This window comes from Enterobacter sp. C6 (assembly GCF_008122455.1).
GTDB classification, from domain to species: Bacteria; Pseudomonadota; Gammaproteobacteria; order Enterobacterales; family Enterobacteriaceae; genus Enterobacter; species Enterobacter pseudoroggenkampii.
This window is the reverse complement of the sequence record NZ_QPFW01000245.1, coordinates 1-16,320: the sequence shown is the minus strand read 5'-3', so window position 1 is coordinate 16,320 and position 16,320 is coordinate 1. Positions and strand designations below refer to the sequence as shown.

The window sequence follows — 16,320 nt, the reverse complement described above, 5'->3', positions numbered from 1 at the left end:
ATGAGTGTGATAGCGCAGGCAGGGGCGAAGGGTCGTCAGCTGCACAAGTTTGGTGGTAGTAGTCTTGCTGATGTGAAATGTTACCTGCGTGTCGCAGGGATCATGACGGAATATTCACAGCCGGGTGACATGATGGTTGTCTCGGCGGCGGGCAGCACCACCAACCAGTTGATTAGCTGGCTGAAACTAAGCCAGACCGATCGCCTTTCTGCGCATCAGGTGCAACAGTCCTTACGCCGTTACCAGAGCGAGCTGATTGCTGGCCTGCTGCCTGCGGACGTAGCGGACGGGCTGATCAGCGCCTTTACCCATGACCTTGAGCGTCTGGCCGCCCTGCTGGACAGCGGGATCACCGATGCGGTGTATGCCGAAGTGGTGGGCCACGGTGAAGTGTGGTCCGCGCGCCTGATGGCCGCCGTGCTGCAACACCTGGGCGTGGAGGCGGCCTGGCTCGACGCGCGTGATTTCCTGCGCGCCGAACGCGCCGCGCAGCCGCAGGTGGATGAAGGCCTGTCCTACCCGCTGCTGCAACAGCTGCTGGTGCAGCATCCGGGCAAACGCATTGTGGTTACCGGCTTTATCAGCCGCAGCAACGCGGGTGAAACCGTGCTGCTGGGCCGTAACGGCTCCGACTACTCGGCAACGCAAATCGGTGCCCTGGCAGGCGTGTCCCGCGTCACCATCTGGAGCGACGTGGCCGGTGTTTACAGCGCAGACCCGCGCAAAGTAAAAGATGCCTGCTTGCTGCCGCTGCTGCGCCTGGATGAAGCCAGCGAGCTGGCGCGTCTGGCCGCACCGGTGCTACACGCGCGCACGCTGCAGCCGGTTTCCGGTAGCGATATCGACCTCCAGCTGCGCTGCAGCTACACCCCGGATCAAGGCTCTACCCGTATTGAACGCGTACTGGCGTCCGGCACCGGGGCGCGTATTGTCACCAGCCACGACGACATCTGCCTGATTGAGTTCCAGGTGCCTGCGGGCCAGGACTTCAAACTGGCGCATAAAGAGATTGACCTGGTGTTAAAGCGTGCTCAGGTACGCCCGCTGGCCGTTGGCGTTCACAATGACCGCCAGCTGCTGCAGTTCTGCTATACCGCTGAAGTGGCCGACAGCGCCCTGAAAATTCTGGATGAAGCGGGCCTGCCGGGCGAGCTTCGCCTGCGTCAGGGGCTGGCGCTGGTGGCGATGGTGGGCGCGGGCGTCACCCGTAACCCGCTGCACTGCCACCGCTTCTGGCAGCAGCTGAAAGGTCAGCCGGTGGAGTTCACCTGGCAGTCGGAAGAGGGCATCAGCCTGGTGGCCGTTCTGCGCAAAGGGCCAACCGAAAGCCTGATTCAGGGTCTGCATACCTCCCTGTTCCGCGCGGAAAAACGCATCGGCCTGGTGCTGTTTGGTAAAGGCAACATCGGTTCCCGCTGGCTGGAGCTGTTCGCCCGCGAACAGGTCACGCTCTCGGCGCGTACCGGGTTCGAATTCATTCTCGCGGGCGTAGTGGACAGCCGTCGCAGCCTGCTGAACTACGAAGGGCTGGACGCCAGCCGCGCGCTTGCCTTCTTTAATGATGAAGCCGTAGAGCAGGATGAAGAGTCGCTGTTCCTGTGGATGCGCGCGCACCCTTACGATGACCTGGTAGTGCTGGACGTGACCGCCAGCGAACAGCTTGCCGATCAGTATCTTGATTTTGCCAGCCACGGCTTCCACGTCATCAGTGCGAACAAGCTGGCGGGAGCAAGCAGCACCGATAAATACCGTCAGATCCACGACGCGTTTGAAAAAACCGGTCGTCACTGGCTCTACAACGCCACCGTTGGTGCGGGGCTGCCGGTTAACCACACCGTGCGTGACCTGATTGAAAGCGGCGACAGCATTCTGGCGCTGAGCGGTATCTTCTCCGGCACGCTCTCCTGGCTGTTCCTGCAGTTTGACGGCACCGTACCGTTCACCGACCTGGTGGATCAGGCGTGGCAGCAGGGCTTAACGGAACCCGATCCGCGCGTTGATCTCTCCGGTAAAGACGTGATGCGCAAGCTGGTGATCCTGGCGCGTGAAGCCGGTTATGACATCGAACCGGATTCCGTACGCGTCGAATCACTGGTGCCTGCCGGCTGTGAAGAAGGTTCTGTTGACCATTTCTTTGAAAATGGAGAAGAACTTAACGAGCAAATGGTGCAGCGTCTGGAAGCGGCGAACGAGATGGGGCTGGTGCTGCGCTACGTGGCGCGTTTCGAGGCCAACGGAAAAGCGCGAGTCGGTGTCGAGGCGGTGCGTCCTGAACATCCGCTGGCGGCGCTGCTGCCGTGCGATAACGTCTTCGCCATCGAAAGCCGCTGGTACCGCGATAACCCGCTGGTGATCCGCGGTCCGGGCGCGGGGCGCGATGTCACCGCCGGGGCCATCCAGTCCGACATCAACCGTCTGGCTAAGCTGCTGTAACCCCTCACCCTAACCCTCTCCCCAAAGGGGAGAGGGGACTGCTCAGTGCGGTCTTTTTCCCCCTCGCACCTTTGGGGGGAGGGCCGGGGTGAGGGGCCTTCTCACCCTCATCTTGAATTTTTCTCATATTCCCTGAGCAAACCTCACCGTTATTGTTGATTATTTCTATTGACGTCCCTCCGCTTTTCCGTCATTTTTGCATCTGGACGTCTAAACGTATAGAAGTTCACAACACAACAGACAATGACACGCGATTGATAGAGGTAAGGTATGAGCTTTTTTCACGCCAACCAGCGGGAAGCACTGAATCAGAGCCTGGCCGAAGTAAACGGCCAGATTAACGTCTCTTTTGAATTTTTCCCGCCGCGCACCAGTGAAATGGAGCAAACCCTGTGGAGCTCTATCGATCGTCTCAGCAGCCTGAAACCGAAGTTTGTCTCCGTGACCTACGGTGCGAACTCCGGCGAGCGTGACCGTACGCACAGCATCATTAAAGGCATCAAAGATCGCACCGGTCTCGAAGCGGCCCCACACCTCACCTGTATCGACGCCACCCGCGACGAGCTGCGCGCCATCGCCCAGGATTACTGGAATAACGGTATCCGTCATATTGTCGCATTGCGCGGTGACCTGCCTCCTGGGAGCGGTAAGCCGGACATGTATGCCGCCGATCTGGTGGGGCTGTTGAAGGGGGTGGCGGACTTTGATATCTCCGTGGCCGCTTATCCTGAGGTTCATCCGGAAGCGAAAAGCGCTCAGGCCGATCTGCTTAACCTCAAGCGTAAGGTGGATGCCGGCGCGAACCGCGCCATTACTCAGTTCTTCTTTGATGTGGAAAGCTACCTGCGCTTCCGTGACCGCTGCGTCTCCGCGGGCATCGACGTTGAAATTATCCCGGGTATTCTGCCGGTCTCTAACTTCAAACAGGCGAAGAAATTTGCTGATATGACCAATGTGCGTATTCCTCTCTGGATGTCTAAAATGTACGAGGGGCTGGACGATGACCCGGAAACACGCAAGCTGGTGGGCGCAAATATCGCGATGGACATGGTGAAGATCTTAAGTCGTGAAGGGGTGAAGGATTTCCACTTCTACACGCTGAACCGTGCTGAGATGAGTTACGCCATATGCCACACGCTCGGCGTTAGACCAGGCGTGTAACAAAAAAGAGCCCTCTTCGGAGGGTTTTTTGATTTATAAGGGTTTTATTTTCCTGCCATATCAGCAATGCTGCCTTTGACGTACAAAACTCATGTATTTTCCATGGGAAATTAAACGGATTTAACTATCGAATCTGTGGGTTATCTCAACTATACCTTATCAACAAGGGCGTATATCGTAACGGTAACACTGTAAAAGGGAGCATAGCGATGAGCACGTCAGACGAAACCAATAAAGCGGCATCAGTCGGCAAATGCCCGTTCCATCAGGGCGGCGTCGATCACAGCGCGGGCGCAGGTACAGGCAGCCGCGACTGGTGGCCAAAACAACTCCGCATCGATCTTCTTAACCAACATTCCAATCGTTCGAACCCGCTGGGTGAAGACTTTGACTACCGCAAAGAATTTAGCAAGCTTGATTACTCCGCGCTGAAAGGCGATCTCAAAGCACTTTTAACCGACTCCCAACCGTGGTGGCCTGCCGACTGGGGCAGCTATGCGGGCCTGTTTATCCGTATGGCCTGGCATGGCGCGGGTACCTATCGCTCCGTTGACGGACGCGGTGGCGCAGGACGCGGTCAACAGCGCTTTGCGCCGCTGAACTCCTGGCCGGATAACGTGAGCCTGGATAAGGCGCGCCGTCTGCTGTGGCCCATCAAGCAAAAATACGGACAAAAAATTTCCTGGGCTGACCTGTTTATCCTCGCGGGTAACGTGGCGCTGGAGAATTCGGGCTTCCGCACCTTTGGTTTCGGTGCCGGGCGTGAAGACGTCTGGGAACCGGATCTGGACGTAAACTGGGGTGATGAAAAAGCCTGGCTGACCCACCGCGATCCGGAAGCGCTGGCGAAGCGTCCTCTGGCCGCCACCGAAATGGGCCTGATCTACGTGAACCCGGAAGGGCCAAACGCCAGTGGTGAACCGCTGTCAGCGGCGGCAGCGATTCGCGCGACCTTCGGCAACATGGGCATGAACGATGAAGAGACCGTGGCGCTGATTGCAGGCGGCCACACCCTCGGCAAGACTCACGGTGCGGGTGAAGCCACCCACGTGGGTACCGACCCGGAAGCCTCACCAATTGAAGCGCAGGGCCTGGGCTGGGCGAGTACGCTCGGCACGGGCGTGGGTGCTGATGCCATTACCTCCGGTCTGGAAGTCATCTGGTCACAAACCCCGACGCAGTGGAGCAACTACTTCTTCGAAAACCTGTTCAAATACGAATGGGTGCAGACCCGCAGCCCGGCAGGGGCGATTCAGTTTGAAGCCGTAGATGCACCGGAAATCATGCCCGATCCGTTCGACCCGTCGAAAAAACGCAAACCTACCATGCTGGTCACCGACCTGACGCTGCGTTTTGACCCGGAATTCGAGAAAATTTCCCGCCGCTTCCTGAACGACCCGCAGGCCTTCAACGAAGCCTTCGCGCGTGCCTGGTTCAAGCTGACCCACCGTGATATGGGGCCAAAATCGCGTTACCTTGGCCCGGAAGTGCCGAAAGAAGATCTGATTTGGCAGGACCCGCTGCCGCAGGCGGTGTTCAACCCGTCGAAAGAAGACATTGAAAGCCTGAAGGCGGAAATTGCGGCCTCTGGTCTGTCCGTGAGCGAACTGGTTTCCGTTGCCTGGGCGTCAGCTTCAACCTTCCGCGGTGGCGATAAGCGTGGCGGCGCTAACGGCGCGCGTCTGGCGCTGGCGCCTCAGCGCGACTGGGATGTGAACGCCGCGGCGGTTCGCGCGTTGCCGGCTCTGGAAGCTATTCAGCGCACCACCAACAAAGCCTCACTGGCCGATATCATCGTGCTGGCGGGCGTGGTAGGCGTTGAGCAGGCCGCAAAAGCCGCAGGCGTGTACGTCACCGTACCGTTCGCCCCAGGCCGCGTGGATGCGCGTCAGGATCAGACGGATATCGAGATGTTTAACCTGCTCGAACCGGTTGCCGATGGTTTCCGCAACTATCGTGCGCAGGTGGATGTGTCTACCACGGAGTCACTGCTGATCGACAAGGCCCAGCAGCTGACGCTGACCGCACCGGAGCTGACGGTGCTGATCGGCGGCCTGCGCGTGCTGGGTGCCAACTTTGATGGCAGCAAGAATGGCGTGTTCACTGACCGCGAGGGCGTGCTGAGCAACGATTTCTTCGTGAACCTGCTGGACATGAACACGCAGTGGAAGGCGACCGACGAATCCAATGAGCTGTTTGCCGGAAGCGATCGCGCCAGCGGTGAAGTGAAATATACCGCCACCCGCGCCGATCTGGTCTTCGGTTCGAACGCCGTTCTGCGCGCGCTGGCAGAGGTTTACGCCAGCGATGATGCGCATGAGAAGTTTGTCCGCGACTTCGTTGCCGCATGGGCGAAGGTGATGGATCTGGACCGGTTTGATCTGCAGTAACCCTTGTGCCGGGTGGCGCTAACGCTTACCCGGCCTACGGGCAAAAAAATCCCCGCTGATGCGGGGATTTTTATTCACGCTATTTACTCCCACTCCTGCAGGAACCGTTGCCCATACTGGTCGGCTACCAGCAGTGCCGCATACACCTGATCCGGCGTTACGCCGCCGGGCATGTTGTGGATGGTTTCTCCTTCCGCACAGGACGCTTCCGCGATCAGACGCATTTTGGCCGGAATATCCTCTTTGATGTTCAGCTGTGCCAGGGTGATCGGCAGCCCAACGCTGTGACAAAGCGCGGCGACGGTCTCTATTTCTTCTACCGGCGCGTTTTCCAGTACCAGCTGCGTCAGCGTACCAAACGCCACTTTTTCGCCGTGATAGAAGTGATGCGCGTCCGGCACTGCCGTCATGCCGTTATGAATAGCGTGTGCTGCCGCCAGCCCGCCGCTTTCAAAGCCTACGCCGCTGAGATAGGTGTTGGCTTCGATAATGCGTTCCAGCGCCGGTGTAACCACATGCTGTTCCGCCGCCAGCATGGCTTTTTCACCCTCTTCAACCAGCGTGTTGTAGCACAGCTCGGCCAGCGCGAGTGCTGCCTGCGTACATTTGCCGCCCGCCATGGTGGTCGCACCGCTGCGTGAGCAGGCGCGTGCTTCAAACCACGTCGCCAGCGCATCGCCAATCCCGGCGGCCAGCAGACGTGCCGGCGCACCCGCCACCACTTTGGTATCGACGATAACCATGTTCGGGTTGTGCGGCAGCATCAGGTAGCGATCGAACTCACCGCTGTCGGTGTAAATGACGGAAAGGGCGCTGCATGGCGCATCGGTGGAGGCGATAGTTGGCGCAATGGCGACGGGTACGTCCATGAAATGGGCCAGCGCTTTGGCGGTATCCAGCGTTTTACCGCCGCCAATGCCCAGCACTGCCAGGCAGTCGGCGCTGTCGGCCAGCTTTTTCAGGCGATCGATTTCATTTTGTGAACATTCACCACCAAACGGCGCGATTTCAGCATGCAGTTCGGCTTTTTTAAAACTCTGACGCAGGGTCTCTTCGGCAAAACCCAGCACAAATTTATCGCCGACCACCAGCCAGCGATTGGCCAGGGGTTTCAGGTAGTCGCCGAGACGGGTAAGCACATCAGCGCCCTGGATATATTTCCCCGGCGATTGAATGATACGGTCCATAACAGTTCTCCCTTAGAGGTTGAGGTTACCAAACGCGTTTTTCCAGTCCTGCTCAAACTTCTCTATGGCTGACTCTACCGCTGGCGTGCCGAGCATGTGTTGCGCTACGTCTAAGGGAAGCGTGATTGCCTCGCATCCCGCCAACAGACAGTCCAGCGCCTGACGCGGCGTTTTGAAGCTGGCGGCCAGCATCTTGCTTTCCGGCGCGTGCAGTTCCAGCAGAGACTGCAGCTCCTGCACCATGCGAATGCCGTCACCGCCCTGCGCATCAACGCGGTTTACGTACGGCGCGACATATTTCGCCCCGGCCAGTGCGGCGAGCAACCCCTGTGCGGCGCTATAAACGGCGGTCCCCAGCGTGATTATCCCCTCTTTTTTCAACGCCTTGATCGCGGTAAGGCCCTCAGCCGTGACAGGGATTTTCACCACGATGTCCGGTATGGCATTACTCAAACGTTTGGCTTCCGCCACCATGCCTTCGGCATCGCGGCTCATGGTTTGAGCAAACAGCGTGCCTTCCGGTCCAATGGCTTTTTGCAGACGCGGCAGCACGTCCCAGATGGATTCGCGGCTGGCGGCGATAATGCTTGGGTTAGTGGTGACGCCCGCAATAGGAAAGATGCGCGCCAGACGTTCAACTTCCGCCACGTTGGCGGTATCCAGATACAGTTCCATTATTTTTCCTTAAGTCAGAAAGGTTGAATAAAGGATACGGCGCACCCAGGCGCGGCGAATACAGGTCAATTTTGCCAAATACTGGATAAATGTAATGTCCTTAGCGAAGTGAGAGAGCGATCACAATGCTACTTTTTGGCGATCAGCTGGCTGTGGTACTGGCGTCGATATTCGGAAGGGGAACGTTCGGTGTGCTTGCGAAACAGACGGCAAAAGTAGTTGCTGTCCGTAAATCCGCAGCGTGTGGCGATATCTTTAATTTTGAGATCGTAGCCTTTCAGCAGCTGACGCGCATGTTCCAGGCGCGTTTTTGTTAAATATTCATTGAATCCGACGCTGCCGACTTTCTGGAATAGATGGGAAAGGTAGTTTGGTGAGATGTAGAACGCCTGTGCCACGGATTCGCGAGTTAACAAAGAGGCATAATTTTCTTCGATATAGCTCCGAACGGCTTCGAACAGTGCCCGGCTGCGGCTGTCGGTGTGAATTTCGCTGCCAAGCAGATCCCGGCAGTGGCTGAGCAGGCTTAAAACCACCAGCCTTGCTGTGTCTTGTTCCTCAGGCTGCATCTGTAATTCGGTGAGCGTTTGCAGTAGAAAAGCCCCCGTTCGCGGACCACGTCGGGCAACCTGGAGTTGTTGTAAGAGCACATTGTCACGCTGTAACTCGATTGTAAGCTGCTGCTTACCGAAATGTATGCTCAGGACGTGAGGCGCAGGATGCGTGATTTGTCCAAAAAAAGAAAAAAACGCCTCGCAGGGAGTGCCAAGGGTAATGCCGAGGCAGGGAGAGGTTCGGGGATGCTGTTCAGCCAGCGCTGAGAAACGAATCTGACCCAGCGGTAACGTGCGGTTCACCAGGTCAGTCAAAATCTGGGTGATATCGGAATGCATAAGGAGGCTACCGAAATTTGCCGGGTGGCGCTAACGCTTACCCGGCCTACTTAACGTAGGCCCGTGCAAGCGCAGCGCCGCCGGGCATAAAGCATTAGCCGGTGTTACGCATACCCGCCGCAACGCCCGCAATCGTCACCATCAGCGCCTGTTCAACGCGTGGATCCGGTTCTTTCCCTTCTTCTTCCGCCAGACGCGAACGGTGCAGCAGCTCTGCCTGCAGGACGTTCAGCGGGTCGGTGTAAATGTTACGCAGCTGAATAGACTCGGCAATCCACGGCAGGTCCGCCATCAGATGTGAGTCGTTGGCGATGTCCAGCACTACTTTGATGTCGCCTTCCAGCAGTTCGCGCAGCTCTTTACCCAGCGCCCACAGTTCAGGTTTCACCAGACGCTGGTCGTAGTATTCCGCCAGCCACAGGTCAGCTTTCGAGAAGACCATCTCCAGCATCCCCAGACGGGTAGAGAAGAATGGCCAGTCGCGGCACATGGTTTCCAGCTCGTTCTGTTTGCCGTCTTCCACCACTTTTTGCAGCGCAGCACCGGCGCCCAGCCAGGCGGGCAGCATCAGGCGGTTCTGCGTCCAGGCAAAGATCCACGGGATCGCGCGCAGAGACTCTACGCCACCGGTTGGGCGACGCTTCGCAGGACGTGAGCCCAGCGGCAGTTTACCCAGCTCCTGCTCAGGGGTGGCTGAACGGAAGTAAGGGACGAAATCTTTGTTTTCACGCACGTAGCCGCGGTACAGATCGCAGGAGATAGCCGACAGCTCGTCCATGATATGGCACCAGGAGGCTTTCGGCTCCGGCGGTGGCAGCAGGTTGGCTTCCAGGATCGCGCTGGTATAGAGCGACAGGCTGCTGATGGTCACTTCCGGCAGGCCGTATTTGAAGCGGATCATCTCGCCCTGCTCGGTGACGCGCAGGCCGCCTTTCAGGCTTCCCGGCGGCTGTGACAGCAGCGCCGCGTGCGCCGGTGCGCCGCCACGGCCAATTGAACCACCGCGTCCGTGGAAAAGGGTCAGTTCAATACCGGCTTTCTCGCAGGTTTTGATCAGTGCGTCCTGCGCCTGATACTGCGCCCAGGATGCCGCCATCACGCCCGCGTCTTTCGCGGAGTCGGAATAGCCGATCATCACCATCTGCTTGCCCTGAATAAAGCCGCGGTACCAGTCGATGTTCAACAGCTGGCTCATGACGTCGTTGGCATTGTTCAGGTCGTCGAGGGTCTCAAACAGCGGGGCGACCGGCAGGGCGTAGTCGATTCCCGCTTCTTTCAGCAGAAGGTGAACGCCAAGCACGTCGGACGGGGTCTTCGCCATGGAGATCACATAGGCGGCCACCGATCCTTTCGGCGCATCAACGATCGCTTTACAGGTGTTGAGCACTTCGCGGGTTTCGTTGCTTGGCTCCCAGTTGCGAGGCAGCAGAGGGCGCTTCGAGTTCAGCTCGCGGATCAGGAACGCCTGCTTGTCAGCTTCGGACCAGCTTTCATAATCGCCGATGCCGAGATAGCGGGTCAGCTCGCCCAGGGCTTCGGTATGACGGGTACTTTCCTGACGTACGTCGATACGCACCAGCGGCACGCCGAAACACTTCACGCGACGCAGGGTGTCGAGCAGTTCGCCGTTAGCGATGATACCCATCCCGCAGGCCTGCAGTGATTTATAACAGGCGTAAAGCGGCTCCCAGAGCTGTTCGTTCTGGCTGAGCAGGCCTTCTGGTTTTGGCAGGCGCTGGCCTTTCAGGCGCGCTTCCAGCCAGGCCTGAGTGGCCATCAGCTGACCACGCAGCTTTTTCATCAGGAAACGGTACGGCTCGCTGGCGCCTTCTTCGCCGGCCAGCGCGCGCAGTTCCGGCGTCGCTTCTACCATCGACAGCTCGGAGATCAATACCTGAATGTCTTTCAGGAACAGGTCGGTCGCTTTCCAGCGGCTCAGCAGCAGGACGTGGCGGGTGATTTCCGCGGTCACGTTCGGGTTACCGTCGCGGTCACCGCCCATCCAGGAGGTGAAGCGCACCGGAACAAAATCAACCGGCAGGCGGTAGCCGAGGTTCTCTTCCAGCTGTTCGTTCAGCTCGCGCAGGTAGTTCGGTACCCCTTCCCACAGGCTGTTTTCCACCACCGCAAAACCCCATTTGGCTTCGTCGACCGGGCTTGGGCGATGCTTACGAATTTCATCGGTGTGCCAGGACTGGGCAATCAGCTGGCGCAGACGGCGCATCAGCTGGTTGCGTTCGTAGTCGGCAATGTCTTTGTTATCCAGCTGCTTGAGGCAGTTGTTCACTTCCACCATTTTGTGGATCAGGGTGCGACGGGTAATTTCGGTTGGGTGTGCGGTCAGCACCAACTCCAGCGAAAGCGACTCCACCGCTTTTTTGATGGTGGCTTCGTTGAGGTCTGGCTGGTCTTTCAGTTTACGAAGGGTGCGGGCAATGACTTCCGGGTTGCTGGCCGCTTCGCCGTTTGGCGAAATGCTGTGGTATTGCTCAGCGGTGTTGGCCAGGTTCAGGAACTGGCTGAATGCGCGTGCAACGGGCAGCAGCTCATCGTTAGAGAGGTTCTGCAAGGTGGTGAGCAGCTCCTGACGACTGGCCTCGTTACCGGCGCGGGAAGATTTAGACAGCTTGCGGATGGTTTCAACGCGGTCGAGGATGTTCTCCCCCAACGCATCTTTGATGGTATCTCCAAGCACTTTGCCGAGCATACTGACATTACTACGCAACGCGGAATATTGTTCGTTCATAAAAACCCAGTCACCCCATCATTTTTGTTTATGCCCAGGCGAAAATCTTCTGGACATTATTTTGTCATCTCCCTTTATAAAGCCACGTAAAACCCTCGTCGTCAATTGCTGCGAAAACGGTTCAGCAAACGAATAAATGCGGGCAATTTACGAAATTTAATTCGCATTGCGTCAGATAAGAGATGCTTATGGGAATGTGACGGAGATCATGCGATTTGTTGCCCTCACCCTAACCCTCTCCCACAGGGAGAGGGGACTCTTCGGTGCGGTTTTAATGCCAGCAGAAGTGATGCACAACCTGGGTAATCAGTTCACGGGTGGGTTTGATAAAGCGGGTTTCCAGATATTCATCCGGCTGGTGGGCCTGGTTGATGGAGCCAGGGCCAAGGACCAGGGTAGGGCACAGCGTCTGAATAAACGGCGCTTCGGTGCAGTAGTTCACCACGTCGGTTTTCTCACCGAGCAGTTTTTCCACAACTTCAACCAGCTGATGGTCCGGCGGGCATTCGTAACCCGGGATCGGTGGGTGCAGCTCGGAGACCGTCAGACGGCCCGGCCAGCGCTCGCTCACCGGGGCCAGCGCCTCATTCAACAGGCCGTCAAGATCGCTCAGGGTCATGCCCGGCAGCGGGCGGATATCCATGTGCAGTTCGCAGCAGGCGCAGATACGGTTGGAGGCATCACCCCCGTGCAGGCTGCCGAGGTTCAGCGTCGGATACGGCACGGTGAACGCCTCGTAGTGATAGCGTTCTTTCAGATCGTCGCGCAGGGTCATGATGCGGCCGATGGCGTCATGCATCAGCTCGATGGCGTTCACGCCGCGCGCCGGATCGCTGGAGTGGCCGGACTGGCCGAGCACGCGCACGGCGGTAGAAATATGGCCTTTGTGCGCGCGGATCGGTTGCAGAGACGTCGGCTCACCGATAATGGCGCAATCCGGGCGAATCGCCGTGTTTTCAGAGAAGTAGCGCGCGCCCGCCATGCTGGTCTCTTCATCGGCGGTCGCCAGAATGTAGAGCGGTTTTTTCAGCTTCGTCACGTCCACGTCACGGAGCGCGTCGAGGATAAAGGCGAAGAAGCCTTTCATGTCGGCGGTGCCCAGACCGTAGAGCTTGTTGTCGTGCTCGGTCAGGGTGAACGGATCGCGCGTCCAGCGGCCATCGTCAAACGGCACGGTGTCGGTATGACCGGCCAGCAGCAGGCCGCCCGCACCGGTTCCGGTGCTGGCGAGCAGGTTAAATTTGTGGCGAGTTCCGGGGACGGGCTGAACCTCAACGTTAAACCCAAGATCGCTAAACCAACCCGCCAGCAGATTGATTAAAGACTCATTGCTCTGATCCAGCGCTTCTTCCGTTGCGCTGATGGACGGTGTGGCAATCAGGGCGCGGTAGATCTCGATAAATGGCGGTAAGTTCATTTTCATTGTTGACACACCTTAGGTCGTGATAGTATCAATATTCATGCAATAAATGTGAATAAAAATACATTAACGTTGAGCATAAAGGAACCCGATGTTGAATACGCTGATTGTAGGCGCTAGCGGTTATGCGGGCGCAGAGCTTGTAAGCTACGTGAATCGCCATCCACATATGACCATAACCGCTTTGACCGTGTCAGCGCAAAGCAATGATGCAGGAAAGTTAATTTCCGATTTGCATCCGCAGCTTAAGGGCCTGGTCGATCTGCCGCTACAGCCCATGTCTGACATCAGCGAGTTTACCGACGGCGTCGACGTGGTGTTTTTAGCCACCGCGCATGAGGTCAGCCACGACCTGGCGCCGCAGTTTCTGGCGGCCGGCTGCGTGGTCTTCGACCTCTCCGGCGCGTTCCGCGTTAACGACGGCGCGTTCTACGAAAAATATTACGGTTTCACCCATCAGCACCCTGATCTGCTTGAAAAAGCGGTGTACGGCCTGGCGGAGTGGAGCGCAGATAAACTGAAAGAAGCGGACCTGATTGCCGTTCCGGGCTGCTACCCGACGGCGGCGCAGCTTTCCCTGAAGCCGCTGATCGACGCGGGTCTGCTGGATCTGAACCAGTGGCCGGTGATCAACGCCACCAGCGGCGTGAGCGGTGCAGGACGCAAGGCGGCGATTTCCAACAGCTTCTGCGAAGTGAGCCTTCAGCCGTATGGCGTATTTAATCACCGTCATCATCCTGAAATCACGACGCATCTGGGCGCGGACGTCATTTTCACCCCGCACCTGGGCAGCTTCCCGCGTGGGATCCTCGAAACGATCACCTGCCGCCTGAAACCGGGCGTGACCAAAGAGCAGGTGAGCGAGGTCTTCACGCAGGCGTATGCGGATAAACCGCTGGTGCGCCTGTACGACAAAGGCGTGCCGGCGCTGAAAAACGTGGTCGGTCTGCCGTTCTGCGATATCGGCTTTGCCGTTCAGGGTGAGCATCTCATCGTGGTGGCCGCAGAAGATAACTTACTGAAAGGCGCTGCCGCACAGGCAATGCAGTGTGCAAATATTCGTTTCGGTTTCCCTGAAACGCAGGCTCTTATTTAAGGTGTGATGATGAACCCATTAATTATCAAACTCGGTGGTGTACTGCTGGACAGCGAAGAAGCGCTGGAGCGTCTGTTTACCGCGCTGGTGAACTATCGCGAATCACATCAACGTCCGCTGGTGATTGTGCACGGCGGTGGCTGCGTGGTGGATGAGCTGATGAAAGGGCTCAACCTGCCGGTGAAAAAGAAGAACGGCCTGCGCGTGACGCCTGCTGACCAGATTGACATCATTACCGGCGCGCTGGCGGGTACGGCGAACAAAACGCTGCTGGCGTGGGCGAAGAAACACCATATTGCGTCCGTGGGCCTCTATCTGGGCGATGGCGACAGCGTAAAAGTGACCCAGCTCGACGAAGAGCTCGGCCACGTTGGACTGGCGCAGCCAGGTTCGCCTAAGCTGATTAACACGCTGCTGGAAGGCGGTTTCCTGCCAGTGGTGAGCTCCATCGGCGTGACCGAAGAGGGCGAGCTGATGAACGTTAACGCTGACCAGGCGGCGACCGCGCTGGCGGCAACGCTGGGTGCGGACCTGATCCTGCTCTCCGACGTGAGCGGCATTCTGGACGGTAAAGGCCAGCGCATTGCGGAAATGACGGCTGAGAAAGCCGAGCAGCTGATTGCGCAGGGCATTATTACCGACGGCATGATCGTCAAAGTGAACGCCGCGCTGGATGCGGCACGCACGCTGGGCCGCCCGGTGGATATCGCCTCCTGGCGCCACGCGGAGCAGCTCCCGGCGCTGTTTAACGGCACGCCGATTGGCACGCGTATTTTAGCGTAATCGATTTAATGTTTTGTAGGCCCGGTAAGCGCAGCGCCACCGGGCAATGAAATTCAAAGATATTAAGGAAGCATGTTATGGCACTTTGGGGTGGGCGTTTTACACAGGCAGCGGATCAGCGGTTCAAACAGTTCAACGACTCTTTGCGCTTCGACTACCGCCTGGCCGAACAGGATATTGTCGGCTCTGTGGCCTGGTCCAAAGCGCTGGTAACGGTAGGCGTACTGACCGCAGACGAACAATTACAGCTGGAAGAAGCGCTGAACAATCTGCTGGAAGAGGTGCGTCTGGATCCGCAGCAAATCCTGCAGAGCGATGCCGAAGATATTCACAGCTGGGTGGAAGGCAAACTGATCGACAAGGTCGGCCAGCTGGGTAAAAAGCTGCATACCGGCCGGAGCCGTAACGACCAGGTCGCCACCGACCTGAAGCTGTGGTGTAAAGATACCGTTGGCGAACTGCTGGCGGCTAACCGTCAGCTGCAGAGCGCGCTGGTGGAAACCGCGCAGAACAACCAGGACGCGGTGATGCCGGGTTATACCCACCTGCAGCGCGCCCAGCCGGTGACCTTTGCGCACTGGTGTCTGGCCTACGTTGAGATGCTGGCGCGTGATGAAAGCCGTCTGCAGGATACCCTGAAACGTCTGGACGTCAGCCCGCTGGGCAGCGGCGCGCTGGCCGGTACCGCTTACGAAATCGACCGTGAACAGCTGGCAGGCTGGCTGGGCTTTGCCTCCGCCACTCGTAACAGCCTGGACAGCGTGTCCGACCGCGACCACGTGCTGGAGCTGCTCTCCAATGCCTCTATCGGGATGGTGCACCTCTCGCGCTTTGCCGAAGACCTGATCTTCTTTAACTCCGGTGAAGCCGGCTTCGTTGAGCTGTCCGACCGCGTGACCTCAGGCTCATCCCTGATGCCGCAGAAGAAAAACCCGGACGCGCTCGAGCTGATCCGCGGCAAATGTGGCCGCGTGCAGGGTGCGCTGACCGGCATGATGATGACTCTGAAAGGGCTGCCGCTGGCGTACAACAAAGACATGCAGGAAGACAAAGAAGGGCTGTTCGACGCGCTCGACACCTGGCTGGACTGTCTGCACATGGGCGCGCTGGTGCTGGACGGCATTCAGGTGAAACGTCCGCGCTGCCAGGAAGCGGCGCAGCAGGGCTATGCGAACTCTACCGAACTGGCGGATTATCTGGTGGCGAAGGGCGTACCGTTCCGCGAGGCGCACCATATTGTCGGTGAAGCGGTGGTCGAGGCGATTCGTCAGGGCAAGCCGCTGGAAGATCTGACGCTGGCCGATCTGCAGAAGTTCAGCGCGGTTATCGGGGATGATGTGTATCCGATTCTGGCGCTGCAGTCCTGTCTGGACAAGCGTGCCGCGAAGGGCGGCGTGTCGCCGAAGCAGGTGGCGCAGGCGATTGCGGATGCGAAAAACCGGCTGGTTTGAACCGTGCGGGCTGGTGCCCTCACCCCGGCCCTCTCCCACAGGGAGAGGGAGAAAAACGGAGCCTGGCTTAGCGCTGGGCTTTTTT

11 protein-coding genes are annotated in these 16,320 nt (G+C 58.2%); 6 read left to right on the top strand and 5 right to left on the bottom strand.

What is annotated here, in order from left to right:
• From DOU50_RS19280 to katG, 3 genes are all read left to right on the top strand, one after another.
• Positions 1-2,433 (top strand): bifunctional aspartate kinase/homoserine dehydrogenase II, encoded by a 2,433-nt coding sequence (locus tag DOU50_RS19280; RefSeq protein WP_024909187.1) that lies wholly within the window; start codon positions 1-3, stop codon positions 2,431-2,433.
• 270 nt (positions 2,434-2,703) lie between these two features.
• Entirely contained in the window at positions 2,704-3,594 is an 891-nt protein-coding gene (gene metF, locus DOU50_RS19275; RefSeq protein ID WP_024909186.1) for a methylenetetrahydrofolate reductase, read from the top strand.
• A gap of 209 nt (positions 3,595-3,803) precedes the next feature.
• Positions 3,804-5,984, top strand: a complete 2,181-nt coding sequence (gene katG, locus DOU50_RS19270; RefSeq protein ID WP_090420868.1) for a catalase/peroxidase HPI — start codon at positions 3,804-3,806, stop codon at positions 5,982-5,984.
• 83 nt (positions 5,985-6,067) lie between these two features.
• On the opposite strand, the gene gldA is transcribed toward katG, so the two are convergent.
• The 5 genes from gldA to argE all read right to left on the bottom strand — a co-directional run bounded on the left by gldA (position 6,068) and on the right by argE (position 12,908).
• Positions 6,068-7,171: a bifunctional L-1,2-propanediol dehydrogenase/glycerol dehydrogenase gene (gldA, locus tag DOU50_RS19265; RefSeq protein ID WP_008501794.1), complete on the bottom strand. Its 1,104-nt coding sequence runs from the start codon at positions 7,169-7,171 to the stop codon at positions 6,068-6,070.
• A gap of 12 nt (positions 7,172-7,183) precedes the next feature.
• On the bottom strand, positions 7,184-7,846 hold the full coding sequence (fsa, locus tag DOU50_RS19260; RefSeq protein WP_148769935.1) for a fructose-6-phosphate aldolase: 663 nt from the start codon (positions 7,844-7,846) through the stop codon (positions 7,184-7,186).
• Positions 7,847-7,974: 128 nt separating this feature from the next.
• Positions 7,975-8,739: a helix-turn-helix transcriptional regulator gene (locus DOU50_RS19255; RefSeq protein WP_048226862.1), complete on the bottom strand. Its 765-nt coding sequence runs from the start codon at positions 8,737-8,739 to the stop codon at positions 7,975-7,977.
• Positions 8,740-8,833: 94 nt separating this feature from the next.
• A complete protein-coding gene (gene ppc / locus DOU50_RS19250; protein ID WP_024909175.1) occupies positions 8,834-11,485 on the bottom strand; it encodes a phosphoenolpyruvate carboxylase in 2,652 nt (883 codons plus the stop codon).
• Positions 11,486-11,756: 271 nt separating this feature from the next.
• Complete coding sequence (gene argE, locus DOU50_RS19245) at positions 11,757-12,908, bottom strand: acetylornithine deacetylase (protein WP_148769933.1); 1,152 nt, start codon at positions 12,906-12,908, stop codon at positions 11,757-11,759.
• Positions 12,909-12,996: 88 nt separating this feature from the next.
• On the opposite strand from argE, the gene argC reads away from it, so the two are divergent.
• The 3 genes from argC to argH all read left to right on the top strand — a co-directional run bounded on the left by argC (position 12,997) and on the right by argH (position 16,235).
• Entirely contained in the window at positions 12,997-14,001 is a 1,005-nt protein-coding gene (argC, locus tag DOU50_RS19240; RefSeq protein ID WP_024909174.1) for an N-acetyl-gamma-glutamyl-phosphate reductase, read from the top strand.
• Positions 14,002-14,007: 6 nt separating this feature from the next.
• Entirely contained in the window at positions 14,008-14,784 is a 777-nt protein-coding gene (gene argB, locus DOU50_RS19235) for an acetylglutamate kinase (RefSeq protein ID WP_090420882.1), read from the top strand.
• A 77-nt stretch (positions 14,785-14,861) separates the two neighbouring features.
• Complete coding sequence (gene argH, locus DOU50_RS19230) at positions 14,862-16,235, top strand: argininosuccinate lyase (RefSeq protein ID WP_148769931.1); 1,374 nt, start codon at positions 14,862-14,864, stop codon at positions 16,233-16,235.
• Positions 16,236-16,320: the final 85 nt, after the last annotated feature.